The organism is Alteromonas sp. 4NH20-0056 (assembly GCF_057539655.1).
The window spans coordinates 81,491-105,426 of sequence record NZ_BAAJLS010000011.1 but is presented as its reverse complement, the minus strand read 5'-3'; the positions used below and the strand labels follow the sequence as shown (position 1 = coordinate 105,426).

Below are 23,936 nucleotides of genomic sequence, written 5' to 3'. Positions count from 1 at the left end.
ATTATGCAACTTCAGAAGAAAGGTAAACTATGAATAACTCAAAATTCTTCATCTTCCTCCCTATTTTATTTTTGGGGCTGGGATGTAAAACCACTGACGCTCTTTTAGACAGCGCTACAGCAAGTTTGAAAAGTCTAAAACCAGGTAGCGATATTCACACGCTAGCAGCAAAAGGAAACAACGATGGCATTAAGGCGTTATTGGCAGAGAAAGGAAACGACATCGTAAATAGCCGTAACGCAATAGGTAATACGCCTTTAATGATGGCAGCCTTTAAAGGGCGCTCGGATACAATAGAGACTCTGCTTGAACATGGCGCTGATCTTTCACTAAAAAATAAAGACGGCGAGACCGCTTTTCATGCAGCCGCACAGGGAGCACAACCTGCAACGTTTAGATATTTGCAGATTGGCCACACATCATTGGCAAGTAAAGCTGACTATAATGCTATCACGCCATACATGAGAGCTGCCTATAGTGGCATTAATGCAACTTTTTTTGCCGATACTACGGACAATGTGTTTTTTGCAAAAGATGCTGACGGCAGCGATTTATTGAGTTGGGCAGTGGGTGGCAACAATATATCAGTCGTTAAATATTACGCTGAGCGTGCTGGTGACAACCTTAATATAGACAAATTACGTCTGGCTCAATTGGAAAACTTCGACAACCCCAACAGCCAACCAAGTTTGCGCGTCTTGGCAGAAGTCTATTGCTCATTCGCACTAAAAAACACTGATTTTAAACCAGCGTCATCTGATTGGCTAAAGTTTGGTCGTTATTGTGAGTACGACTTTAATCAATTAAGAGAGCAACGAAACGGATAGCAAAAAAGTGGGCTCGCTTACGCGAGCTCTAATTTTTATACTTAGAGAGTAGATAAGTGAAACCTTCCTATGTGCTGATAATAGTTATTTTTCTTTCACCTTTTGCGTTCGCCAAAACGCTTATACAAAATCGAGCCACACTTGAGTCGTTAATCGTTAACCAACGCTTAACATCGAACGCCGAGGACTTTTATTTCTTAGAAGATGGTACCTTGCTCTATCATGAATTAGACAACGGAAATATAACCAATGGGCTTTGGTTTATAAAGCAGGCAACATACAACTATGACTCTCCTTCACCATATAAAAAATGGTCGCCTTCTGATAATGAGCGTTTTGGAAAACCAGTAATTTGTATTGCAGTTAACACCACTTCAAGAACTGAATTTAGCTGGTTACCTTGCACACGGCTATATCATGAAGAGGATAACCTCTATGTAGCTCATCAAACACAATGCAATTTAGACGAAACCTTAGTGAATGAAGTCATTCATTGTAACTGGACGCGCCGAACGTTTCAGCGATACCGGATTAACCAGATAGAGCAAGATTAGGATGCTTAGCCGAGCCTTATTGACTGCATTAACTTGCATTTTGTTAACACTGCCAGTAAAGGGGATCAGTGCAAAATTAAGTCTAGACGAAGTCAAATCAAAACTAGAGTTAATAGGTGAGAGCGCACCACATAATTTATGTGTACAACAACGCCAATTAACCGCTTGTGTTGATTTAATAGTGGGGAATGACCGCGATGTCTACTTCAATGAAATTATTACTGATCTCGATCACGATAAGAAGATTGAATTATCGAATTATCTTATTGAGTACGTATTAAAAAACAAAGAAATTTTAGAAGATGAGCGGCTTGATGAGCGAGAACGCAGAAGCCTACATGCTATTCACAAAAAATCGTATAAGTATGGCTTAATTGAACGTATACCAAAACGATTGCGCGATATGGTCTATAGTTTTAACATCAAAAGTTCGAATTTTTTCCATTATATCGCAACACCTAGGCATAAAAGAGACAAACGTATACTCGTCAAAGCTGCAACGCAAAAAGACAATGAACCAAATGAAAAATATGGAAAACTAATCACGAGAACATACTACGACGATATTGTTGATCATATTAATAAATTACCGACTTTCTTTGACAATGTTTTGGCACAATGCCGCTTGTGTGATCGTAAACGATATTATTCAGAATTTCACAATCTACCTGGGTATGGTCAAAAAGTTCTTGCTGACAGTCCGCTTACCTCAGTTGAGTATAAATATATATTCAAACCTAGTATCGAGGCTGGCTGGATCGATGCGTTCCTTACATCTAGCTATCAAGCAATGCTTGTTACAAACGTAAAAGAGATCCCTCGTTTTGTCGAAGAGGTACTGGCCCCATGCGACCAATGTAACGAGATGAAAAACTATCGAAAACTTCTAAAAACGCCAGGTTTTGGCAGCAACGCTAGGGACTTTTTTGCTTCTATTGAATATAACTATGTTATTAAGCATTTCCCTTATCATGAGGTGGCAGCACACTATTTTGATTATGCAGTATCTTATGAATCTGACCTACCAGCCTTTTTTGATAGTGTGCTGGCTAAATGCAATATGAATTGCCCAATATTAGCATATTATAAAAAAGCACTTAATCTTACTGAACTCGATTTAACACTCGATCTCGCTAGCTTTACCGAAAGAACTATTTTTCGCTATGTAGTTAAAAACTTGCAATATAGTGTTAAAGCATATTCCACAAATAAGACACTTAACATTTATCTATCTGTAGATGGACACCGATTTAACAAGCGCTTTGATGGTAAATGTGCGTTTAATTATGCTACGTCAAGTCGAGATAGCGCTACGTTTTTCCAAGCATTGCGTGGCGCATCGGAGGCTATCAACCACTACGATGTTTATCAATGCGAATTACCACAAGCCGACATTTCACTCATTGAGCGCTTTGTTCAAACGGTAAGAGCCCCTCATGAACTTAGTGAGATAAAATCGCACACTAAATGGGTCCACTCAGTATTTACTTACGATGAACTCATCTATCCAACGAGACCTAAAAGAAGCGCTAATGCTTACAGCGATTACTCGGACTCTTCCCCTCCTCACTCGCCGTCAAACTCTACATCAAGCGACTCTAATACATCGAAAACTTCTCACGGACCGGCGAGGGAGGTAGAGAAAATACGCAATAACGGAAGAATAAGTGGTGTTCCGTCTTATCTTATTGAGTGCTCGGGGGGAAGTGACCACGTGATTTATCACAAAGATGGTACATGGTATCACGGCAGTTGGGGACATATGGGAAATAAATTTGATAGTTGGGATAAAGAAGAGATAGGTAAAGAACTCTGCCTGTAACCGTGAAACGCTGCTCTGTTGCCTATCTTTCAGCAGGCAGCGCTCCTGTCATTAACGTTATTAAATTAAGCCTAAGTGCCCGGCATGAAACGCAATGTGCTCTTCAATAAATGATGCAATAAAGAAGTAACTGTGATCGTACCCTTCGTGCATATTGAGCGTAAGCTGCGTTCCAGATTTTTGAGCCGCATGAACTAACGCCTGAGGCTTTAGTTGTTCTTGCAAAAACTCATCGCTAGTACCTTGTTCAACTAGCAGGGGAATCGCATGGGTTTTGTTTGCCATTAATACCGATGCATCGTAGTTCTCCCACTGCGAGGTATCATCACCTAAGTACTGCCCTAACGCTTTTTGTCCCCAAGGGCAATCTATTGGATTACTTATAGGGCTAAATGCTGATACCGACACATAGTGATTGGGATTACGTAACCCTATTACTAACGCTCCATGACCGCCCATTGAATGGCCACTGATAGCACGCTCGCGGGTAACCGGTAAGTTGGCCTCTACCACGCGAGGTAATTCGTCAGTGATATAGTCATACATGTGATAGTGCTCATTCCAAGGTGCTTGAGTTGCATTCACATAAAACCCCGCCCCAACACCAAAATCGTAGGCGCCGTCTTTGTCATCGGGCACGCCTTCCCCTCTCGGGCTTGTATCAGGCGCAACAATTGCCAGGCCCAATTCCGCGGCGAGTTTCATTGCCCCTGCTTTTTGCATGAAGTTTTGGTCGTTACAGGTAAGCCCTGACAGCCAATATAGAACGGGAACCGGCTTTTCTTTTGACGCAAAGGGAGGAAGAAACACCGCAAACGTCATGGCACACTTTGTCGCTTCAGACTGGTGTGTATATCGTAAATGTCTACCGCCGAAGATTCTGTTTTCGCTAACAAGTTCCATTGTTGCTCCTACTAAAATTGCTGTTTCAATGTGAATCAGTAAACGACCTATCGGATTTTAGATCAAGTTCGTTTACACTAAGCGCCTAATTTTTGAGGTAAGTACAATGATTAAACGGCTGTTCCATCATTTGATTGGCACAATATCGGTTATTTTTTATTTTGTTAATACCGTACTATGGGCAACGCCTATTATCGTGCTGTCTGTTTTTAAACTGATCCCCCTAGCGCTTTGGCGCCGTTTTATCTCATATCTACTAGATGCATGCGCAACGGCATGGATTACCGTAAATAATATGAACCAGCGTATTAGTGGTGGCACACAGTGGCATGTTACTGGGTTAGAAAAATTAACTCGTGAAGATTGGTATTTGGTGATTGCCAATCATCAATCGTGGGTAGATATTCTTGTATTGCAACGGGTTTTCAATCGACAAATTCCATTCTTAAAATTTTTCCTCAAGAAAGAGCTTATTTATGTGCCTATTTTAGGCTTGGCGTGGTGGGCACTCGATTTTCCGTTTATGCGACGCTATTCAAAGTCTTTTCTTGCTAAACATCCTCACCTTAAAGGTAAAGATATGGAAACCACGCGTAAAGCGTGCGAGCGTTTTCGTTTTAAACCGGTAAGCATTATGAATTTTGTAGAGGGTACGCGTTACACTGGCGCTAAGCACAGCAGGCAAAGTGCTCCATTTTCTCATTTATTAAAACCGAAAGCAGGCGGTGTAGCATTTGTGCTGTCAGCAATGGGCACACAGCTGCATAAACTTATCGATGTGACTATCCACTACCCTCATGGCATTCCTACATTTTGGGACTTTGTTAGTGGCAAGGTAAGAGACATCCGCGTGCATATTGACGTAACACCCATCAAAGACATTATAGACAACGGCTATTACAGCGACGCCTATTTTGATGACCCTGAAGTTCGTGCTCGTTTTCAGCGCTGGCTAAACGAACGTTGGCATCAAAAAGATGAATTATTAACCTCATTTAACGCAACAAAGAAATCACTATGACTCGTGCAGTACTCGCGCCTTTTATTTTTGTTATTCATACCTCACTTCAAATCGCCAACCTCGCGCTTTGGGGAGGATTAATTATTCTGTTTGGATTAGTAAAGCTTGTTATTCCGAACGGCAGAGTAAGGACATGGTGGAATACTGTGATGCATGCCCTTATGTTCAGCTTTGGGCGTATCAGCGTAATACTTATTCGTTTATTTAATAATGTGGATATTGAATGTGCCGTTCACGGGGAACTTGCAAAAGACCGCTGGTACTTAATCATTGCAAATCACTTAAGTTATTTAGACATTGTGTTGCTAATCGAATTTGCCACATACCGTATTCCCGCCCCTAAATTCTTTTTAAAGAAAGAACTTATATGGTTACCGTTTGTTGGCCTAGGCGCCTGGGCGTTAGACATGCCTTTCATGCACCGTTTCACTAAAAAATACGTCGAAAAATATCCTCACAAAAAGGGTAAAGACTTAGAAACCACCAAAAAGTATTGTGAGAAATTTAAAACCGTACCTACTACTGTAATCAACTTTGTGGAGGGTACACGCTTTACACAAGAGAAACACATCGCTAAGCAAAGCCCGTATACCAATTTACTGCCGCCGAAAGCAGGAGGTGTATCATTTACATTGGCCGCTATGGGTGACTTGTTTACTAATGTGCTGGATATCTCTTTGTTGTACCCCGAGAACAAGAAACACCCTATGATGGAAATGCTAAGCGGGAAGATGACAAAAATCATCATAGACGTGAGCGTTACGCCAATACCTGAACTTCAACAAGATACTCAACGAAGCGATGATGAGTTTCGTGTGTATTTCCAAAATTGGCTAAACGGCCTGTGGAAAGACAAAGATGCTCGTATTAAAAAGCTACTGGAGTCATAAAGATGGAAGTGAGTTCTTCGTTACGCGACACCTTTGTTAATATTATTACTCGTTTCTTTCCAACGATTGAAGCGGACAGCCCGCTTTACAATGCCTTGGCAATCAGTTCGATAATTCTTGTCTCTGTCATTATTTATTTCTTTGCTAGGCTTGTCGTTAGGCCTCAAATTGCATCTTGGGTTACACGCACAAACAACCGGTGGGACAACGCGCTACAGACCCATGGCTTCTTCCGCCGATTAATGCACCTGTTCCCTGCACTGTTTATTTTTCTTATCACGCCAGTTCTCATCCATGAAGAATCGTTACTGCAGGGCATGCTAATAAAAGGCTCTCAGCTTTATATGTTATACAGCGGCTTACTAGGTATTTTTGCCCTATTAAGTACCATAGAGGATGTTTATAACGCGTCGGCGTTTTCGAGACGTGCGCCAATAACAGGCTTCATTCAAGTTGCGAAGCTCACGGTCGCCATTCTTACTATTTTATTCAGTATTTCACTTATTGTTGATAGAAGCCCCCTTATACTTGTATCCGGGCTAACTGCCATCGCTGCGGTATTGCTGCTTATTTTTCGCGATACCATACTGGGGTTTGTTGCAGGTATTCAAATTGCCGCGAACCGCATGTTTAATACTGGTGATTGGATAAGCATGCCCAAATATGAGGTAGACGGTGAAATTCTAGAGATTGGACTTACCAACGTAAAAGTACAAAACTGGGATAAGACTATTTCTACGTTGCCTACTTACAGCTTAACCACAGAGGCGGTTAAAAATTGGCGCGGTATGCAGGAATCTGGGGGGCGAAGAATAAAACGCGCTGTCTATATCGATATTCATAGTATTAAGCTATGTGACAACGAAATGCTGAACCGATTTTCAAACATCCGCTACATTAAAGACTATATTGAGAAGAAAAAGCGTGACTTAAGGGCCTATCACCAAGATAGCTCAATAGATGAGTCAGACTTACTAAACAGCAGACGTCTTACAAACATCGGTACGTTTCGCGCTTACCTAGAAGCTTACCTTCGTAAACACCCCGATATTAATCAAGATTTAACGCTGATGGTTAGGCAACTACCGCCTAACGAACTTGGGTTACCGCTTGAATTATATTGCTTCAGTGCACAGAAAGACTGGGTAGTATATGAGAAAGTACAGGCGGACATATTTGATCATGTTATGGCAATGCTATCGCTATTTGATTTAAACGCTTACCAACGAGATGGACACATCGCGCTGCTATCTAAGCAGTACACTGCTTCGGTGAATACAGCGAATCAAGAGTCACAGTAACTCATAGGGCTAATTTCAGATACAAAAAAACCGGCTAATAGAAAGCCGGTTTTTTTATGTCATGCACGTAAATGCCGTTATGCCAATGCATAACCCATCACTAAGCAAACGACTAAGCCTGTCACACCGAAAAAGCCATATTCCACTTTTTCCTGCATACCTTTAGGACCGGTTTCAGTTGTTAAAAAGCCCATAATAATGCTGCTAAGCCCCAGAGCGAAGGCGAGAAGTGCAACACCAAATGTTAGTGCGTTAATCCAATCAGTCATTCTCTTAACCCCTTAAAATTTCTGGGCGTATTATGCACGAATTAAAAGTTTTTGAACATGCTCAATCTCGTTTAATTTAATCTTTGGGCATGACATTAACGACTTATTGATCTTCGTCAAATTCACTACTAAGTTAAATTTTTAACCAATTTTTTAGAAAGCCACATTAACCACATCGTCACCAAAATAATTAAATCATTGTATTTTATGATTTTTCTATTTTGGCATTAGGGTTGCTATATCAATACTAATTACAAATCTGTGACGGAGCACATCCTCATGATGAAGGTGTTTGGTACGCCGCACAGAATATAAAGAATGTAGCCTAATGGCATCGTTAAAAGGATATTCAAAATGAAAGCAAAGCAACTTCTTCCACTGGCAGTAACTACCGCACTGCTTGCACCTTCGGCTTTTGCGCATGATACAAGTTGTGACATGGAACTTGATGGTAATATTCAATATCACCATGGTTTACTCACCGTCGACATGAGTAATGGCGGTTCGTTTTCGATTGATGAAAACCATACGCTTACCATTAATGGCGAACGAGCTGATTTGGACCGCGATCAACAAGCGTGGGTATCGACCTATTATGACAATATCGACACCGCGATCCCGATGACATTGAACATTGCAAGCGAAGGTTTAGCCATCGCTAGCCTCGCCGTTACTGAGGTGTTCGGTGAGTTGCTTGGGGCAGACTCTGGGATCACTGATGATTTTGATACTCTATTTGCATCGTTAAACGACAAGCTAAACCATTCGTTTTATGACGAGAACGGCGATATTTATGTAGATTCAACACGCTTTGATGAGCCGGGCTGGTTTGATGAAAGCTGGGAAGCAGAATTTGAAGAAGAAATTGAGTCATTAGTGGCTAAATCGATGGGGCATATCCTCGTTGCACTTGGCACACAAATGTTGTGGGAAGGCGGCGATATGGATGCATTCGAACAAAAAATGGAGCGTTTTGGCGAGACAATCGAACATAGAATTGAGACTCAGGCCGCGTCGCTTGAAGAAAAAGGTCACGCACTGTGTGAGGTCTTGCAACAAGCCGATTATGCAGAATCAAAAATGGCCGCAAATATTCCGGGGTTAGATTCATTAAACCTTTTAGACATCGACGGTTCAGAAATGAAAATGTAGCCTTGTGAAAATGGGCGCCATGACAATGTAATATAAAGCGAGGCATAGCCTCGCTTTTTTGTGTTTGCATATCACTTTGATTATTAATGGTATGCTTAACGTCACATATTGTTCAAACGCATTTTTTTCAAAGAGGCTTGCTTATGTCAAACAACGTTGTGATATGTGGGTATGGATGGCTTGGCCGCCATTTAGCAGCATCACTGTTACCTACCAGCACGCTTACGGCCACAACGCGAAGCGATGAAAAATTACTAACACTTAAAAGCAAGGGTATTCAAGGCATACGTTTTTCACTTGGCGAAGACAGTGAGGCTTTACTGCATGCTTTGAAGGGCGCAACGCTGGTCCTTAACATTCCACCCGGCAGACGCAATACCCAGCTTGATGACTTTACACGGCATATGAAAAAGCTCATCGACGATGCAAAGCTAGCCGGTGTTGCAAAGGTTGTATTCATCAGCACCACCTCGGTCTATGGAGATGCCGTAAGCCGCGAAGTAAAAGAAACATCAGCCGTCATGCCTGAAACCGCTTCTGCTAAGGCCCATGTAGACTTAGAACAGCATATTGCAGCGACGATTGAACATTATAACATTCTACGACTAGCAGGCTTAGTGGGGCCTGATCGCCACCCGGTTAACTCGCTGTCAGGTAAATCACTGGAAGCAGGAAATAAGCAAGTAAACTTAGTTCATATTGAGGACGTCGTTGCCGCCTTAGTTAACATTATTGGGGGCGCGTGCAGTAACACAACACTTCATTTATGTAGTAACAACCACCCGAAACGTGGCGTGTACTATCATGAAGCTGCCATTGCTAAACAGCTTCCGCCTCCTGTTTTTAGTGATACCGACAAACCGCCAACAGGAAAAACCATTAACGCCATCGATAGCTGGGAAGCCTTAGGCGTGGTTCCCCGCTTTGCTGATCCGAAAACAATGTATTAGTACGCCATATTCTATGACACAAAAAAGCCCGCTGTGATGCGGGCTTATTTATGAAATGTATTTTGGCTGTTATCCAAATAGGCTTATACCGAAGTATTTAACGGCTACGGTGTTAACGAAAATCACAAGAAGAATTAATGGAATAAACGTTTTAAGCGATACGTCAACGTACTTCTCAAACCAGCTGCCTTTGTACCCTGTACTTCCTTCCTCTAGCGATGCATTAAAGTTTGCACTCTTCCATCGGTAGATAACGAAGATACATATTAGAAGGCCATTAAGCGGCAAAATAGTCTCATAGAAAACATCCAGGATGATATCAAACAGCGACTTATCAGCCCCAGCATAATGCGCAAGTTGCGTTAGCATTTCTACCTTGCCAAAAGACAGTGCCGACAATATCGCCAGTACTATCATAACGCTGCCAAGTGAAGCCAATGCCCACTTTCTGCTTACGCCTTTTTCGTCCATTAGCGCGGCAACCGGTACTTCGAAAATAGATACCAACGACGTTATTGCGGCAAAGAACACCAATAGGAAAAATAAACTCGCTACGATAGAGGCCCCCATGTAGCCTATCGAATCTTGTAGCGCCAAGAAAATGCTAGGCAGATAAGTAAATATCATGCCTACCGAAGACTCACTTAAATCTTCTGGGTTGATGTCAGGGTTAAATGAAAAGATAGCAGGAAGGATCATGAGTCCCGCGGTAAACGCCACTGCAGTATCCATAAGCGCAACAAGTTTTGCTGAGTTAGGTACATCAGATTTCTTATCTATATAACTTCCGTAGGTAATGAGAATACCCATACCTAAAGAAAGCGAGAAAAAGGCTTGTGCTAAAGCGCTATTTACCACAGATGCGGTTAATTTAGAGAAGTCAGGAACGATGTAAAACTTCACCCCTTCCATCGCATTTTCGCGAGTAAGTACGAATACTACCAGCCCAATAAGCATTATAAAAAGCGATGGCATAAGAAGTTTAGCCGCTTTTTCGATGCCGTCTTTTACTCCGCCTTGCAGTATTAGGTACACCACCGCGACAACCATAGCCATATAGGCAAAAATGGATGGTGAATTAATAAATACGCCGAAGGTGTCAGGGTTCGCTAATTGGTCTAAGTTTCCACTTACCGCTTCAACTAAATAACCAAAAATCCATACCGTAATTACCATATAAAATACGGAAATCATGAATGGTGTAGCAATGGCTAACCAGCCAGCAATTTTCCATTTCGGACTGTTTTTACTAATGTCGCTATAAGCACCAAGTGGGTCTTTTTTCGCATGACGGCCAACAGACATCTCTGCAAGCATTACCGGAAGGCAGATAGCAAAAACGAATACTGCGTACATTAACAAAAATGCGCCGCCACCGTTTTTCGCAGCCCCTACGGGAAAACCAACCAAATTACCTATACCTACCGCTGACCCAGCCGCGGCTAATATAAACCCTATGCGCGATCCGAACTGTTCTCTGGCCCCGCTCATATCCCTTCCTCTTGTTGAGTTATTGTTATGTTTTTCAGGATGGCGATTTATTAAAAAGTGACTACTACACGCTAAGATTATTGGCGTCGACGTAGTGGTATTGCTTACTTATTACTAGTAAATCAACACGCTGCACCATACCGAAAATGCATGTTAACAGCAGTCAAATAAAAAGTCTTGAACTAGGGCACATTCGCGCGCAACGAAACGTATCACCAAGTTACCACTTGGCCATCCCAGTCGATAAAGTGACACGCCTGTTCACGGTCAAGCTCACTACTGTGCTGGAACAGTTTTTCAGCGGTGAAGGCGGGCGTAAACAGCTTTTTCGCATTAACGTTTTTCTGAAAAGGAACGGATAACGAGGTATCAACCGTACCTGGGTGGTAACTCACTAATACCGCATTTTTCAGTCGACGACGGTATTCTACCGATGCGGTTTTAATCAGCTGGTTTAATGCGGCTTTTGACGCTCTATAACCATACCACCCGCCTAATTTATTGTCAGAGATGCTTCCCACGCGTGCACTGACACAAATCACCGTCGCATGCTGCGGATCCATTATTGTCACGAGGTGTTTTAACCATAAAGCCGGGATAATACTGTTTATGGCGAAATAGGTGCTTAATGCCTGCTCAGACATATCTTCCAGACGTTTTTCAGGCATTAAACCTAGCGTTTCGTTGTGCAGCACACCGGTTGTTATCACTACCGTGTTAAGTTTCGTGCCCTTATCTTTAAGCGTCTCACAAAAGGCTTTTATTGCACTGTCGGTGTGTTCACCCATCGAAATACTTTCAACGCTATCTGACCAGTCATCTGCATGAAAACCACGCCGGCTTAGCGCGATAACGCTACCACCTTCGCTAGCATACTGCGACACCAAGGCGCTTCCAATCCCTCCTGATGCGCCAACAATTAATGTATTATTTGTCATTCGGTTCTCCGGGTATACAGCGGGCACAAGAGCGTTTTTTGCCTGTTAGTAGATAAGAAATAGTATAGCGGTGGCGTGCAAAAACAGTGTAAAACCAGTCTGCAAAAATCCGAATGACGGGCCACCTAAGCGGTGCATATAACCACCCTACTCCAACTGCTTTCCACGCTTGATGCGTAACGTCTAACCCTGTGATTATCTCACCATTTGGCAGCATGGCATGAATACGGGCATTTAATGCATCATAATCAAGGTTTGGGTATTCAGCAGAAAAACCAGGGTCTTGAATATCAACCAGCGTTAATGAATCAGCTTTGTCTCGTTTTTTGAGGTGGCGCATTTCCGCCATGCACAAAGGACAATAGCTGTCATAAAAAATAATCATGTGAAACCTCTACTATTAATCACTGTATTTTAGTCGCTTGTGCTAAAGTGCACTGTAATTACTACACCAAACGCAAACACAGGCGCGTGATTTATTTTCAATCTCTATCACTCTATACGCAGTAAAAAAGGGGATTACTCATTAAACATGCGTAATTTTATTTGTTATTCGTTAATACGCTAAAAAAAACGGCTTGGATGACTTGAGTTTAGGGTTAAGCAAACCCACACTCACTGCATAGCAACAGAGAGATTTACATAATGGCAAATTTACAAGTAGCGACACTCGGTGGTGGGTGTTTTTGGTGTATTGAGTCAGCGTTTAATAGCGTTGATGGCGTAGTAAAAGCGTTATCTGGATATGCGGGCGGCGACGCGCCCTCACCAACGTATGAATCAGTATGCAGTGGAAATACCGGTCACGCTGAAGTGGTACAGGTTACATTCGATGCAGACAAGATAAGTTATAGAGAAGTCCTTGAGATTTTCTTCGCACTTCACGACCCAACGCAGGTAAACCGTCAGGGTAATGATGTAGGCACGCAATACCGCAGTGCTATTTTCTATCACGATGACGCGCAAAAAAGCGCAGCGGAAAACATTATTGCCGAAATCGAGAAAGAAGAAATTTGGCCGAACCCTGTTGTCACTGAAGTGACGGCCCTTAACAATTATCACGAAGCTGAGGCATATCATCAGGATTACTTTAAAAACAACCCGCAAAATCAGTATTGTTCAATGGTTGTTGCGCCAAAGCTTGCGAAGTTTAAAAAGACTTTCGCCTCTCGCTTACGAACAGAATAAGCGCTAAAAGGGTACGTCTAAAAGCAGCATCAACGATATGTTAGTGCTGCTTTTTTGTGCTTTGAAAGCGTATGATGTACCGTTAGTTAAACCATTGCGCATTTAGCGGCAGTGAGAATAATAACGGCGCAGAGGCTTCATAATAGGCCGATTGCTGTTCACACGTTATATTTTTAAGGTAGTTCTTTTTCCACGGGTCGTTGATGAGCCATAACGTGTTGTCAATAATCGCGAGGCCTTCTATCGATGCGTTATCCATCACATAGGCAGTGCAACCATTTTGCGCTTCTACTTCAAACGACAAGGCAATACGCTTGGCGGCTTTTTTACCCGTGGTATCGATAATCCATAGTTCATTGTCGTTGCGTGCCGCGGCTAGTAAATATGAAGTCGCGTCATCCGGCGTGTAAAGTACTAGCCCGTTGATAGGGTGACTGCCCTGCGAAAACGTGGGTAGTTTTAAAGAGGGCGCTTCAACAACCGCAAATTCTTTGCTCTCCCAAAATGTATCAGACATGTCGACTGTAAAAATACGCGGTTGGCCAGCGGTATCTTTTTCAAGCCCAAGGTAAAGTGTTCCATCACCCGCCATCGCCATACCCTCAATGCCATCGTTGGGGAAATTCCCAACATTTAGCTCAAGTGGGAATTGAAGTGGCCTAACATGTGTCATGGAAATATTACCGTCCTCTCCTACTTTTAAACGCACCAACAGTGTTGGGTAGTCTGTAGACCCTGTGTTCTCATACGCCTTTTCGCATCGCGGCGACAGCGCACCTGTTCTCGTTGCATCTTCGGTAACCGTATAAAAAACCGTATTGTCAACAGGGTCTGTTGCTAATGCTTCAAAGTCTGGCGCATTTTTTAAATAACTACTGAAACAACTGCGAGACACCCTCGTAGCCATAGAAAATACCTTACTACTCGCAACTAATTCAGCATTCGATGGGTTGATGGTGTGCAGCTTTCTCTGTTGCATTTCTACAGCACTACCGTCAGCAATAGTAACAAGCTGCCCGTTCACATTGATGAGACCTGAGGTTTGAGGGTCTAACATTACTTTACCCTCTTTGTCTTTAATCCACGTTCCAACCGATGTCAGTATGCTATTTTCACTGACTGGCGCGACCGTCACGTTAGTATCATCAAGCTGTGTTTTGGCGTCACTACAACTTGATAACAGTAGAACCGCCAAAATAAGACAACTAGCACGTGTAAACATAGGTAGTACATTCCTAAAGTAAGTATTAACAACAAGCGGCGCACCATCGTTCGCTAAAGCGCCCTTTTTATGTAAGCAAGTATATCGACCATACCGTTTTTAAACAAAAAATAGTAAGGTACGTATCAATAGGCTAAGCAATGCCCAAAAGGGAGTTTTCCTCTACAATGCAGCCACTACCTACTGTTATAGCCGGCCCTATTGTACGTCGTGTTGAAAAAAATGCCTGCCATATTTGGTTCGTCACAAGTGTGCCTAGTACACCGACAATAGCATTGACTCAGGCAGATAACACTATCGACGGTGAGCAAAGCGCAACTTGCCTTAAGGTTGGTGAAAAAGCTTTCATACAGTTAGTAAGTATTCACTGCAAAAACACATTCACGCCCTTATCTGCAATTTCGTATTCGATAGTATTCGATAGCTATGAAGAACAGACATCGTGGCAAAAGCGCGAAGAAACGCTGAAATATAAAAACCAATCAGCGCTTACATTCCATTTCGCCCCAAGCCCTGAAACCATCTTACATGGGTCATGCAGGAAACCACATTACGATGGTGACGATGCACTTGCGCAAGTAGACACACTGATTGAGCAGTCACTCGCTTCAGCGTCAAAGCGGCCGGACATACTACTAATGACCGGGGACCAAATTTACGCCGATGATGTGGCAGGCCCGACGCTTCAAGCCATTCAACAGGTAATAACACAGTTAGGTTTGTTTGAGGAACCCCTTGAAGGTGCAGTGGTATCACATTCATCTGAGCTTGCCTCACATGCGCATAATTTTTATGAACGCGAACAAATGCTACCCAGCGTATCGACCAATACGGCCCTATCAGGGTTATTTTTTGGCGCGAAAAAGAAACCCGTATTTACCTCTGTAAACGCGCAAAACCACCTAATAAGCGGCGCAGAAGTACTTGCCATGTATTTGCTTGTATGGTCGTCTGAACTTTGGGAATACGTTACATTTAATGCTAACGATATTGACACAATACACCGCGATAACTTTAAAAAAGAACAAGGTGTTATTGAGCATTTTGTCACCTCACTCCCGTCAGTTCAGCGCGCGCTTGCCCATATTCCAACCTATATGATTTTCGATGACCACGATGTTACCGATGATTGGAATCTTACCCGTGGATGGGAAGAAGAAGTCTATGCTAACCCGTTTTCGAAGCGCATGATTGGCAATGCGTTAACCGGTTACTTACTGTGTCAAGGTTGGGGGAATGCACCGGAAAAGTGTGCAACTTTAATTAAGCTTGCTAAGGATATGTTGGCAATAAACTCAGGCGACGCCAGAAATACATTTATCGACACCTTGTTTGAATTTGAAGACTGGGATTATCGAATCCATACCACGCCACAAATTGAAGTACTTGATACCCGTACACGTCGATGGCGCTCTGAGTCGAAGCCGAATAAGCCATCGGGGTTAATGGATTGGGAAGCACTGTGTGAATTTCAGCAGGCCATCATTGGCAAAGAGGCGGTTATCGTGGTGTCTGCTGCGCCAATTTATGGCGTTAAAGTCATTGAAGCTATTCAAAAACTGTTCACTTTTTTTGGAAAGGCACTTACCGTCGATGCTGAAAACTGGATGGCACACAAAGGCACCGCGAACGTGATGCTGAATATATTTCGCCACTATAAAACGCCACCAGAGTTCATTATCTTATCAGGCGATGTTCACTATTCGTTTGTTTACGATGTGACACTTCGCTTTAGAAGAAATAGCCCTCACATTACCCAATTTACCTGCAGTGGCCTTAAAAATGCCTTTCCCGACAAACTAATTCGTAACTTAGATAGATTGAATCGCGCGCTATATGGTCCATCATCTATTTTAAACGTGTTTACGCGGCGCAGAAACATGCAGGTAAAGCCAAGAAAACCCAGTATTGGGCGAGGCGAGCTGCTTAATGGCAGTGCCATAGGTGTATTAAATATTTCACACAATACTTCATCGGTTACCTGCAAAGCTTTGTTGAGTAACGGTAAAGAGGTAGAATTCCCGCAAAATGAAGACGACTAGCCCCACATAGAGGTTTTTGATGAGCAATTCAGCCCTGTCCATTGGTTTATTTTACGGTTCAACGACATGTTATACCGAAATGGCAGCCGAAAAAATTCAAGCACAGTTAAATGCACTCTTTGATGAAGAGGTGGTTTCACTTCACGATATAAAAGACGTGAGTTTAGCGAGAACGGCTGAGTACGACATCATTATCTTTGGTATATCAACGTGGGATTTTGGCGAACTTCAAGAAGACTGGGAGTCGCACTGGGAAGACGTTCATACCTTAAATCTAAAAGGTAAAACCATCGCGCTATTTGGCCTTGGCGATCAACTTGGTTATGGTGAATGGTTTCAAGACGCCTTGGGTATGCTGCATGACGCTATATTACCGTCTGAATGCAACATCATTGGCCTATGGCCGAACGAAGGTTATGATTTTACCGAATCTAAAGCGCTAACTGATGACAAGCAACATTTTGTCGGATTGTCGCTAGATGATGAAAATCAATACGACAAAACAGACGAAAGAATTGCAGCGTGGTGTGAACAACTCCTTATTAGTCTTGCTGAGTAGCAATACTCGTGACATCTCTTCGAAACTAGAAGGCGTTTCGTGCGCCGTCCTTACGACTGCGCGAACCTAAACATGCGTTGCCCTAAATTAGGTTTTGCTTTTTGTTGGGCATGTTGGTTCATAATGTACGCCTGAGAATCATCATTGGCATTATGCTTATCAAACCAGTTGTACACTTGATCTTTTTTAAGTGGCTTAGACGATGAGTGAAATTTATTAGCTGACATGTTATCCATTCCTGTTACTTTCTGGGAGTCGACCAGACGAGTAATAACTCCAATGATAAATTTACGGGTATAAATCAAGCCGACCACACAATCTCTGTAAATTGAGGGCCAGCTTAATCGGCGTTATTGCTAACGCATAAATTATACGTTTGCTTTTTTCTTAGAACGACGTCTGTTTGCAAACATAAAGACTAAGCCAGCGCCAAATGCGCTAAATGCTGCTGGTTCAGATACTGAAACTGCATCTGGCGTATAGTCGAATTCAACTGCCACTTTACCCCATGAACCGGTTGAAAATACGTTGTTGAAGCTGCCCGTACCGCCCTGTACTTGGTTGAACAAGTTGGTTCGTGCATCGGTAGAAAATAAGAATTCTACTGGAGTACCTTGAAGAAATGCTGCGATATCAACGTTTGCTAACATGCCTGAACGCTCACCCGTTGTCACATCAAATTCAAACGTCTGTGATGGGTCATTTGGCAGCATGGTAAACGTGCCAGGCGCGGAGCTTTGCGCTGATACGAGTGGGTTTATGAAATTAGCATTTTCGAAGATGAACGTATCTGCAGCATCACTCGCAACCTGCCAGTTAGATGCTAAAAAGATTTCCACGTCAGTGCGGCCAGGCTCAGTACTGCCATTTGTCGACGTACCTTCACTGTCAATTTGACCGAATACCATAATGTTTACTGCATTTAATGTACCTAGCGATGCGTCAAAAGCGTTTAGCGATAATGTTTGAGACAGTGGCGACACTTCTGCAATATCAAAGGGGCTACCTTGTTGACCGAAAGAGACTTCTTGGGTGATGATGGCTGCATTGGCTGACATTGAGGTCGCTGCAAGTATTCCTGCTGCTATAAGTTGCTTCTTCATAATATTTCCCTGTTGCTTAATAGTGGTATATCAAGTGCCGATACAACTAGCGCTGACATAAATGCTGCCAATACCTTTGGCAAGCTAATACAAATTTGTTTCAAGGTTACTTTGCAAGAAAAGAACCAATGTCGAAAATGAGGCGATATCCCCTGTGGGATATAGAAAATAAGTGAAATTAGTAAGTTATGTAATAAGTGCGGAAAGTAAGCGATGAGTAAAGATTACTGACTATTTGTAAATTATTAACATCACGCGGCGAAAGTAACGAAGTACTAAGAAACATCAATTTATCTGTATAAATCGTCTAAAAATTAATAAGATGTAACGGGGATAGACATATTAAGTGCTCATTAACTAAGTAATAATGAAGACAATATATTGCTGTATGATGCCTACGCATTAAAATAGCGCTGTATATAGTGCTGTCGTCTAAAACCTTCACACCGTGCTAGTATTTATAAATGAGCCAAGATTCCCGTCCTTCAAGACTACATCAACATTTTTACCGAAATGGCCCTAGCCATCGTGACGGCGCTGACGTTACGTTTCAGGATATTCGCAAATTGTTCAACTTCTCGACCATTACCATTGGTCGATGGGTAACCCCCCAAGAGCAGCAGATCGCAGCAAATCTTTTTTTTGACGCGTTATACGACTTAGCAGAAATTTTGAACGTGAGTGAGAATGTGATCTCATTGAACGGATCGCTGTCACTTGCGTTTGGTAGTGGAGGACAGAAACATGCTAGTGCACATTATAACAGTGCAAAAAAACAATTGGCATTAGCTAAAAATGCCGGTGCTGGAGCACTGGCCCATGAGTGGTTTCACGCTTTTGATCATTATATCGCACCCCGCATGTTTACAGAGGTGGGGCCTGGTAGCTTTGCATCACAAGCTTGGCTAGATAACATACCTATTATCGATCACCCGTTAAATAAACGGTTGAGCGAATGCTTTTCACGAATGTTTTTAGATCAGAACAACAGGCCCAATGAGTACGTAGTACGATCAGTAGAGGCTGATCGCGCATTAAAAATGTATTACTATGCAATGCCACAAGAAATGGCCGCGAGATCGTTTGAAGCTTACGTTCAAGATCACGAACTCAAAAATGCGTTTCTTGTGCAGGGTACAAAAAAGTCTACAGAAGCTAGACTTGGTATTTATCCTCATGGTAATTTGCGTACAGCGCTCAACGAGGCGTTGATGGTGTATTTTTACCAATTAGGCGCTGCTATTTCACACAAACAATCTTAGATTGAGCGGTATCATTGTGTAAATTGAGCATTTTTTCAGCAACAAGTGTTAATGAGCACACTGTTTTTGTATAAACCCCTGTTTATTTTTGTTACAGGCAGTATACTAATGTGCTCGAACGTAACAGAAGAAAGAAGACGAGATGAGAAAGAAAAAACATACCTCGGCCGAAGACGAGGCTCAGATTGATATGACCCCCATGTTGGACATCGTGTTCATCATGTTGATTTTCTTCATCGTAACGACCTCGTTCGTTAAAGAGAAAGGTCTTGGCGTTAACCGTCCAGAAGATAACCAAGCCAAAAATGATCAGCCTTCTAAAGCACTTTCAATACGTATTGATGCTGACGGTTCTATCTTTATGGGTGGTCGTGAAGTAGATGTGCGTCGTGTAGTTGCAAACACACAAACATATCTTGCTAACAACAACACAGATTCTGCGGCTATTCAAGCGCACGAAGACACCGAGCACGGTACGGTTGTTGAAGTAATGAACGAAATTAAAGTGGCAGGTATCGAAAAAGTATCTGTTCTGGTTAAGAAAGGCTAATTTCTTACACCTTTTATAAAAGGCCGCCTTTATGGCGGCCTTTTTCGTATGTAATCCAATACTAAAGTATCTCTTGCGTTAATGCATGAATTTTGTTCAGATCGTAAAATACGGTGTATCTGGTAATCCATGTTGAAAAGTGATTCCAGAATCTGATGTCACTGGAGTCGACTAATGAAACATTCATATTTTAAGCTAAGCGCATTGGCGTTTGCATTATCAAGCAGCTTCAACCTTGTTGCTGCCCCTATCGAAATTAGTAATGCGTTTGATTACAACGCGTTCATATTCGAAAATTTCACAGGCATAAACTCTGATGTTGAGGGAAAGCTTGCTGTGGGTGGTAACCTTAACGTCACCGACTTTAATGTCGGTCTTTTGTTACCTACCGATTTATCTAGCAGTTCGCTTTACGTGGGTGGCGACCTTAATTACAACAAAGGCGACGTTCATGGCGGGCAAACTACCGTCGGTGGAACAATTACCGCAACCCAAACGACCTTTGATGGCGCATTAAACAGCGGCAGCGACACAAGCGTCAGCGAAACCGCAGTTGGCAACGGTGGAATAAACGCTGCTGGCAACGTAACGGTAACATTATCAGATAATGTGAGTGGCAATATCACCGCCAATCAATCTGTAGAACTAGTGAATGCAGATATTCTTTCAGGCTCGGTTACTCACGGAACAGGCTTTACTAAAGATAGCGACAGCCAAGTGAGTGGTAGCGTAATTAATGGAACAGGCACAGAAGTATCGGTTAATAATATCGACTTCAATGGCATTATTAATGAAGTAACAAACCACTCGTTCGATTATTCACAATTAGCAGCGAATGGGGTTACTACCGTTAACTGCTGGGGTGATGATGATGGTGATGGCTTCGGCGATGCCGCATGTACCAATACCGACACCGACGTACATGAAATATTCTTTAAAGGCAGCGAAAATCTCAACGTTTTCTCTATAGATTCTGCCTTTTTAAGCGATCCGGGTAAAAGCATAACGTTCGACTTTTCAACAACCAGTTATAACATTATCAATGTTTATGGCAAAGAAGTTGAATTGTTTGATACGGGCTTTTTCAACGCCGCTTTTAGTGAAGAAAATAGTTATTTTAGGGAAAACGGCCAGTATCGAGACAACGACAATAATGTTGGTCAGCGTCATGATGGCTTATATACCAACAATATCCTGTTCAACTTCGTTGACGCCACATCGTTAAACCTTCATACGGTCGGTATCAAAGGCAGCATTTTGGCTCCTTATGCCGATGTATCGTTTTATAACGGGCACATCGACGGCAACCTTATCGTCAAAAGTTTATCTTCGCCTGACGGCAGTTTTGATGCTAACGGAGAGTACGACCCTCCAACTGGCCAAGTTAACAACTACCGTTTTGGTGCTATCGATGTCAGTGAACCTGCATCAGCAGCGTTGCTATTCGGCGCTGGGTTATTTGCATTATCCCGCAGAAAATTAAAGCGCAAAGCCTGATAACCGAGGCGAGGACAACATAAGCTCATCGCTCGTGACGCCCTCGCCTTTTCCACCTCGGTATCGAATTTGAATGCCCGCTGACATATCTTCAAACTCTACCGCGTACGACTTTCTGACGTAACCTGCAACAATCCAATTGTTCGTTATCCTGTACTGGCCTTCGGCCATAAACTGCCCCGCGATACCATTTTGCGTGCTCGCCTCTATCCGCTCACCCAACAATTCATCATCAATAACGTTATTAGGTAACCCCAGAGGGAATCGAGCTGCGCCACCTTCTTCTATTCGCGAATAGCCTAGCGAGCCTGCTAGCTTCACTTGCCAATGCTTGGCTTCAAGGGTAAGCAACTCGGTATACAGGCCAACACTAATAAATTGCTCGGGGCTAAAATACCCGCCTTGCCCATAAGTAAAGCCACTTAGGTTATCAGCGTACGTGGAATAGCTTAAGAACGGGCCTAAACGCCAATAGTCGAGTTGTGGGCTTATTGCTTCAGCAATATCTTTGTTAACATCGATACGCAAAGAAACCTGGCTATTGTCTTTTATAAACTCTCCCCCTATTTGGCTAGCGCTGGCGGTTGCCGCAACCGTCCAAAGGGGCTTAATATTGTGCGCTACGAGCATCGATACGCCATCTTCAATCGCGTAGCCCCATGGAGCAGTACGCTCAGCATTAAACGTACCAGTATTGCTTAATAAGCTATCTTGCTTAGGCTGACGAAAAACCGTGCCAGCCACCGTCGTTTTAGAGAGGTACCATGTACCAGATAGCTGGCCAGTAACCGTTGCATCTACGGGTTGTTCGAAAAAGCGATACGCCAAGTTAGCGTAATACGTCGCCCCTTCTTTTTGGTATTCTACTTCGCCTCTCACACCCGTATCTTCAAACCCAGTAATGCCACCGAATGGCTGAGCAAGTTGTGAATCGGCAAACCAGTCATTCGCTTGAGGTGCACCGCTATAGCGCTGCCCATAATCTAATGCCACCTGCCATCGAACGCCCTTATAGATATCGCCAATGCTTATATAGCTATTGAGTTGATCAAAGCGCCCCAAACCGCGAAAACCACTTCGTGACAGTGAATGTAGGCCTGCGGTTACTGTGAATGCATCTTTTGTCTGTGCCGCGGTTACCCGTGGCTCTTGCGTATTAAATGCGAGCAAAAACTGCTTACGTGGCCACGCAGATGCATGAAGCTCTGAGGCTTGTAATGCTGCAATAACAGGGTAAGTCTTCGCTAACCTATTACGTTGCGTATTATCGTCACGTGACAGTTGATACAGCGCGAAAGCAATATCACTATTTGAAGTGTCAACCTGCAGTACCGCTTCAAAGGCATTGATTGCTACACTCGCTTGTGAGGTGGAGTTTGCTGCCCAGCCGAGCAATGCTTGTTCGTCTGGCGTAAGACGCCTTATTTTCTTAAGCTCGTAGGCAGCGTTAATGCTGGTCTGATAAGCTTCATCTTCATACGCTTGCACTTGCTGCTGTGCCCAGTAATCAGCGCAGCGCTTAACGAACTTTTCGGTATTAGCAAGTTCACAAGCAAGCTGTCCTGCAGCCTCGGTATCACCCATGGCGGTATACGTTAACCATGAAGACTCACTATCATTAATCACGTCGAATAACACCAACGCTTGTTCATAGTGTTGCTTGTCGTAATATTGCCACGCTCTTCCCGACACAATACTTTTAATGTAAGGCTCGTCCTGACCGCCAAACATCGCCTCAATGGAATCAATAGCGTTGTTATTAAGATAGCCTTGCACTTTTTGATCAGTAATCGTTCGCAAGCCTTCCTGTGCGCCATTTGCCTCATATGTACTTCGGCTTAATGTACTCGCATAATCAAAGTGAAGCTGTGCACTGTTCCACCATTGCTTATCAATTGCCGTCCAGCCTAACAACATGTGATAGTCAAAATTGGCCAGCGAAATTGCTAATGTCGATAATTTTTCAAATTGCGCTTCAGAGACTCGCTGACGCTTCTTTTCACTGAGACTTGCGAATGCTTGTAGCTCAGCATCTTCCGCGGGTTTAGGGATAACAGCAGCCTGGTTGTCTGGAGATGCAACCGAAGTGGGAGGCGATATGACACGTTTTGGATTATTCAGCGTATAAATGGCGCTTAAAATTTCATCAGGAACGGTCCATGCAGGATATAGTACCCGTAATCTTCCCAACTCATCGTTTGCCAGCTTGACTTGTTTTTTACGAATATGAAACCACAGCCCGGTAGTATCAGGCGCTTGCTCGTCAATGGTGGGGATATCGACATTATTCTCTTTATACGTGGTCTTTACCTGAGCATAGCTTATATCACACAGCGCCAATAATACTCCCACAGCACTGGCGGTTAACGCCGTTCGCATAGTTACATACTTCATT

General features: G+C 43.0%; 23 protein-coding genes. 14 read left to right on the top strand and 9 right to left on the bottom strand.

The annotated features are described in order from the left end of the window. The first annotated feature begins 29 nt into the window (after positions 1-29). Genes AC27EZ_RS16160 through AC27EZ_RS16150 form a run of 3 tightly spaced genes read left to right on the top strand, consistent with a single transcriptional unit; the run spans position 30 to position 3,203 of the window. Complete coding sequence (locus AC27EZ_RS16160) at positions 30-827, top strand: ankyrin repeat domain-containing protein (protein WP_487136313.1); 798 nt, start codon at positions 30-32, stop codon at positions 825-827. 56 nt (positions 828-883) lie between these two features. Beyond that, positions 884-1,381, top strand: coding sequence for a hypothetical protein (locus AC27EZ_RS16155; RefSeq protein WP_487136312.1), 498 nt, complete (start codon positions 884-886; stop codon positions 1,379-1,381). Between the two features lie 19 nt (positions 1,382-1,400). Then, positions 1,401-3,203: a hypothetical protein gene (locus AC27EZ_RS16150; protein ID WP_487136311.1), complete on the top strand. Its 1,803-nt coding sequence runs from the start codon at positions 1,401-1,403 to the stop codon at positions 3,201-3,203. Positions 3,204-3,263: 60 nt separating this feature from the next. Here the strand turns inward: AC27EZ_RS16150 and fghA are convergent, their stop codons facing one another. Continuing rightward, on the bottom strand, positions 3,264-4,106 hold the full coding sequence (gene fghA, locus AC27EZ_RS16145) for an S-formylglutathione hydrolase (protein WP_487136310.1): 843 nt from the start codon (positions 4,104-4,106) through the stop codon (positions 3,264-3,266). Positions 4,107-4,212: 106 nt separating this feature from the next. Here fghA and AC27EZ_RS16140 point away from each other — a divergent pair, with 106 nt between their 5' ends. The 3 genes from AC27EZ_RS16140 to AC27EZ_RS16130 are packed head-to-tail and all read left to right on the top strand — an operon-like array spanning position 4,213 to position 7,318. Next, positions 4,213-5,127: an acyltransferase gene (locus AC27EZ_RS16140; RefSeq protein WP_487136309.1), complete on the top strand. Its 915-nt coding sequence runs from the start codon at positions 4,213-4,215 to the stop codon at positions 5,125-5,127. After that, the gene (locus AC27EZ_RS16135; RefSeq protein WP_487136308.1) at positions 5,124-6,017 is read left to right on the top strand and encodes an acyltransferase; all 894 of its coding nucleotides are present in this window, start codon (positions 5,124-5,126) and stop codon (positions 6,015-6,017) included. Before AC27EZ_RS16140 ends, AC27EZ_RS16135 begins: the two co-directional genes overlap by 4 nt. Positions 6,018-6,019: 2 nt before the next feature. Beyond that, complete coding sequence (locus AC27EZ_RS16130) at positions 6,020-7,318, top strand: mechanosensitive ion channel family protein (RefSeq protein ID WP_487136307.1); 1,299 nt, start codon at positions 6,020-6,022, stop codon at positions 7,316-7,318. Positions 7,319-7,395: 77 nt separating this feature from the next. On the opposite strand, the gene AC27EZ_RS16125 is transcribed toward AC27EZ_RS16130, so the two are convergent. Then, positions 7,396-7,587, bottom strand: coding sequence for a hypothetical protein (locus AC27EZ_RS16125; protein WP_487136306.1), 192 nt, complete (start codon positions 7,585-7,587; stop codon positions 7,396-7,398). Between the two features lie 354 nt (positions 7,588-7,941). Between AC27EZ_RS16125 and AC27EZ_RS16120 the strand changes: the two genes are divergently transcribed. Next, positions 7,942-8,739: a DUF2884 family protein gene (locus AC27EZ_RS16120; protein WP_487136305.1), complete on the top strand. Its 798-nt coding sequence runs from the start codon at positions 7,942-7,944 to the stop codon at positions 8,737-8,739. 143 nt (positions 8,740-8,882) lie between these two features. Beyond that, entirely contained in the window at positions 8,883-9,689 is an 807-nt protein-coding gene (locus AC27EZ_RS16115) for an NAD(P)H-binding protein (protein WP_487136304.1), read from the top strand. Between the two features lie 69 nt (positions 9,690-9,758). On the opposite strand, the gene AC27EZ_RS16110 is transcribed toward AC27EZ_RS16115, so the two are convergent. The 3 genes from AC27EZ_RS16110 to AC27EZ_RS16100 form a co-directional block, all read right to left on the bottom strand. Beyond that, positions 9,759-11,180 carry a sodium-dependent transporter gene (locus AC27EZ_RS16110; RefSeq protein ID WP_487136303.1) on the bottom strand — a complete coding sequence of 474 codons (1,422 nt, stop codon included), beginning with the start codon at positions 11,178-11,180 and terminating at the stop codon, positions 9,759-9,761. Between the two features lie 212 nt (positions 11,181-11,392). After that, positions 11,393-12,118 carry an SDR family NAD(P)-dependent oxidoreductase gene (locus AC27EZ_RS16105; protein WP_487136302.1) on the bottom strand — a complete coding sequence of 242 codons (726 nt, stop codon included), beginning with the start codon at positions 12,116-12,118 and terminating at the stop codon, positions 11,393-11,395. Further along, positions 12,108-12,503 carry a thiol-disulfide oxidoreductase DCC family protein gene (locus AC27EZ_RS16100; RefSeq protein ID WP_487136301.1) on the bottom strand — a complete coding sequence of 132 codons (396 nt, stop codon included), beginning with the start codon at positions 12,501-12,503 and terminating at the stop codon, positions 12,108-12,110. The genes AC27EZ_RS16105 and AC27EZ_RS16100 overlap by 11 nt, the downstream gene beginning before the upstream one ends. Before the next feature lie 260 nt (positions 12,504-12,763). Between AC27EZ_RS16100 and msrA the strand changes: the two genes are divergently transcribed. After that, a complete protein-coding gene (msrA, locus tag AC27EZ_RS16095; RefSeq protein WP_487136300.1) occupies positions 12,764-13,306 on the top strand; it encodes a peptide-methionine (S)-S-oxide reductase MsrA in 543 nt (180 codons plus the stop codon). Between the two features lie 82 nt (positions 13,307-13,388). On the opposite strand, the gene AC27EZ_RS16090 is transcribed toward msrA, so the two are convergent. Beyond that, on the bottom strand, positions 13,389-14,528 hold the full coding sequence (locus AC27EZ_RS16090) for a hypothetical protein (protein WP_487136299.1): 1,140 nt from the start codon (positions 14,526-14,528) through the stop codon (positions 13,389-13,391). 167 nt (positions 14,529-14,695) lie between these two features. Between AC27EZ_RS16090 and AC27EZ_RS16085 the strand changes: the two genes are divergently transcribed. Both AC27EZ_RS16085 and fldB read left to right on the top strand, forming a co-directional pair. Further along, positions 14,696-16,570 carry a metallophosphoesterase family protein gene (locus tag AC27EZ_RS16085; RefSeq protein ID WP_487136298.1) on the top strand — a complete coding sequence of 625 codons (1,875 nt, stop codon included), beginning with the start codon at positions 14,696-14,698 and terminating at the stop codon, positions 16,568-16,570. 19 nt (positions 16,571-16,589) lie between these two features. Further along, positions 16,590-17,129, top strand: coding sequence for a flavodoxin FldB (fldB, locus tag AC27EZ_RS16080; protein ID WP_487136297.1), 540 nt, complete (start codon positions 16,590-16,592; stop codon positions 17,127-17,129). A gap of 50 nt (positions 17,130-17,179) precedes the next feature. Here fldB and AC27EZ_RS16075 read toward each other — a convergent pair whose 3' ends face one another. Together AC27EZ_RS16075 and AC27EZ_RS16070 are read right to left on the bottom strand one after the other, a co-directional pair. Beyond that, the gene (locus tag AC27EZ_RS16075) at positions 17,180-17,356 is read right to left on the bottom strand and encodes an exodeoxyribonuclease VII large subunit (RefSeq protein WP_487136296.1); all 177 of its coding nucleotides are present in this window, start codon (positions 17,354-17,356) and stop codon (positions 17,180-17,182) included. A gap of 141 nt (positions 17,357-17,497) precedes the next feature. Beyond that, on the bottom strand, positions 17,498-18,232 hold the full coding sequence (locus tag AC27EZ_RS16070) for a choice-of-anchor E domain-containing protein (protein WP_487136295.1): 735 nt from the start codon (positions 18,230-18,232) through the stop codon (positions 17,498-17,500). 464 nt (positions 18,233-18,696) lie between these two features. On the opposite strand from AC27EZ_RS16070, the gene AC27EZ_RS16065 reads away from it, so the two are divergent. The 3 genes from AC27EZ_RS16065 (at position 18,697) to AC27EZ_RS16055 (ending at position 21,541) form a co-directional block, all read left to right on the top strand. Next, positions 18,697-19,494, top strand: a complete 798-nt coding sequence (locus AC27EZ_RS16065; RefSeq protein ID WP_487136294.1) for a CLCA_X family protein — start codon at positions 18,697-18,699, stop codon at positions 19,492-19,494. 142 nt (positions 19,495-19,636) lie between these two features. Beyond that, positions 19,637-20,044: an ExbD/TolR family protein gene (locus tag AC27EZ_RS16060; RefSeq protein ID WP_421132459.1), complete on the top strand. Its 408-nt coding sequence runs from the start codon at positions 19,637-19,639 to the stop codon at positions 20,042-20,044. 174 nt (positions 20,045-20,218) lie between these two features. Further along, on the top strand, positions 20,219-21,541 hold the full coding sequence (locus AC27EZ_RS16055; RefSeq protein ID WP_487136293.1) for a choice-of-anchor A family protein: 1,323 nt from the start codon (positions 20,219-20,221) through the stop codon (positions 21,539-21,541). Here AC27EZ_RS16055 and AC27EZ_RS16050 read toward each other — a convergent pair. Then, positions 21,524-23,935, bottom strand: coding sequence for a cellulose synthase subunit BcsC-related outer membrane protein (locus tag AC27EZ_RS16050; protein WP_487136292.1), 2,412 nt, complete (start codon positions 23,933-23,935; stop codon positions 21,524-21,526). The genes AC27EZ_RS16055 and AC27EZ_RS16050 overlap by 18 nt on opposite strands. Position 23,936: the final 1 nt, after the last annotated feature.

Coding starts and splice junctions, on each gene's coding strand:
- fghA (WP_487136310.1), bottom strand. CDS start 4,106: ATGGAACTTGTTAGCGAAAACAGAATCTTCGGCGGTAGACATTTACGA.
- AC27EZ_RS16060 (WP_421132459.1), top strand. CDS start 19,637: ATGAGAAAGAAAAAACATACCTCGGCCGAAGACGAGGCTCAGATTGAT.
- AC27EZ_RS16090 (WP_487136299.1), bottom strand. CDS start 14,528: ATGTTTACACGTGCTAGTTGTCTTATTTTGGCGGTTCTACTGTTATCA.
- AC27EZ_RS16100 (WP_487136301.1), bottom strand. CDS start 12,503: ATGATTATTTTTTATGACAGCTATTGTCCTTTGTGCATGGCGGAAATG.
- AC27EZ_RS16110 (WP_487136303.1), bottom strand. CDS start 11,180: ATGAGCGGGGCCAGAGAACAGTTCGGATCGCGCATAGGGTTTATATTA.
- AC27EZ_RS16105 (WP_487136302.1), bottom strand. CDS start 12,118: ATGACAAATAATACATTAATTGTTGGCGCATCAGGAGGGATTGGAAGC.
- fldB (WP_487136297.1), top strand. CDS start 16,590: ATGAGCAATTCAGCCCTGTCCATTGGTTTATTTTACGGTTCAACGACA.
- AC27EZ_RS16160 (WP_487136313.1), top strand. CDS start 30: ATGAATAACTCAAAATTCTTCATCTTCCTCCCTATTTTATTTTTGGGG.
- AC27EZ_RS16085 (WP_487136298.1), top strand. CDS start 14,696: ATGCAGCCACTACCTACTGTTATAGCCGGCCCTATTGTACGTCGTGTT.
- AC27EZ_RS16125 (WP_487136306.1), bottom strand. CDS start 7,587: ATGACTGATTGGATTAACGCACTAACATTTGGTGTTGCACTTCTCGCC.
- AC27EZ_RS16140 (WP_487136309.1), top strand. CDS start 4,213: ATGATTAAACGGCTGTTCCATCATTTGATTGGCACAATATCGGTTATT.
- AC27EZ_RS16075 (WP_487136296.1), bottom strand. CDS start 17,356: ATGTCAGCTAATAAATTTCACTCATCGTCTAAGCCACTTAAAAAAGAT.
- AC27EZ_RS16130 (WP_487136307.1), top strand. CDS start 6,020: ATGGAAGTGAGTTCTTCGTTACGCGACACCTTTGTTAATATTATTACT.
- AC27EZ_RS16065 (WP_487136294.1), top strand. CDS start 18,697: ATGAGCCAAGATTCCCGTCCTTCAAGACTACATCAACATTTTTACCGA.
- msrA (WP_487136300.1), top strand. CDS start 12,764: ATGGCAAATTTACAAGTAGCGACACTCGGTGGTGGGTGTTTTTGGTGT.
- AC27EZ_RS16115 (WP_487136304.1), top strand. CDS start 8,883: ATGTCAAACAACGTTGTGATATGTGGGTATGGATGGCTTGGCCGCCAT.
- AC27EZ_RS16120 (WP_487136305.1), top strand. CDS start 7,942: ATGAAAGCAAAGCAACTTCTTCCACTGGCAGTAACTACCGCACTGCTT.
- AC27EZ_RS16050 (WP_487136292.1), bottom strand. CDS start 23,935: ATGAAGTATGTAACTATGCGAACGGCGTTAACCGCCAGTGCTGTGGGA.
- AC27EZ_RS16070 (WP_487136295.1), bottom strand. CDS start 18,232: ATGAAGAAGCAACTTATAGCAGCAGGAATACTTGCAGCGACCTCAATG.
- AC27EZ_RS16055 (WP_487136293.1), top strand. CDS start 20,219: ATGAAACATTCATATTTTAAGCTAAGCGCATTGGCGTTTGCATTATCA.
- AC27EZ_RS16135 (WP_487136308.1), top strand. CDS start 5,124: ATGACTCGTGCAGTACTCGCGCCTTTTATTTTTGTTATTCATACCTCA.